This window comes from Bradyrhizobium sp. Kon69 (assembly GCF_055807515.1).
Genome location: NZ_JBVVOS010000108.1, coordinates 1 through 500 on the forward strand (window position 1 = coordinate 1; position 500 = coordinate 500).

Annotated in this window: 1 protein-coding gene; it reads left to right on the forward strand. The window is 63.6% G+C overall.

Annotation, left to right across the window (positions count from 1 at the left end; genetic code table 11):
• On the forward strand, nt 1-500 hold a 500-nt coding region (locus tag AC0L3U_RS38425), incomplete at both ends, for a chemotaxis protein CheW (RefSeq protein ID WP_473364964.1).

The following is a 500-nucleotide window of genomic DNA, read 5'->3' on the forward strand; positions in this document are numbered from 1 at the left end:
GACGTGGTGCGCACCAATATCGACCAGATCGGCGGCACCATCGACATCAAGTCGGTCGCCGGTGAAGGCTCCTCCGTCACCATCAAGATCCCGCTGACGCTCGCCATCGTCTCCGCGCTGATCGTGGAAGCCGCCGGCGACCGCTTCGCGATCCCGCAGCTCTCCGTTGTCGAGCTGGTGCGGGCCCGCGCCAACTCGGAGCACCGCATCGAGCGCATCAAGGACACCGCGGTGCTCCGGCTGCGCAACAAGCTGCTGCCGCTGATCCATCTCAAGAAGCTGCTCAAGATCGACGACGGCGCGGTCTCCGATCCCGAGAACGGCTTCATCGTGGTGACGCAGGTCGGCAGCCAGACCTTCGGCATCGTCGTCGACGGCGTGTTCCACACCGAAGAAATCGTGGTCAAGCCGATGTCGACGAAGCTGCGTCACATCGACATGTTCTCGGGCAATACCATCCTGGGCGACGGCGCGGTCATCATGATCATCGACCCCAACGG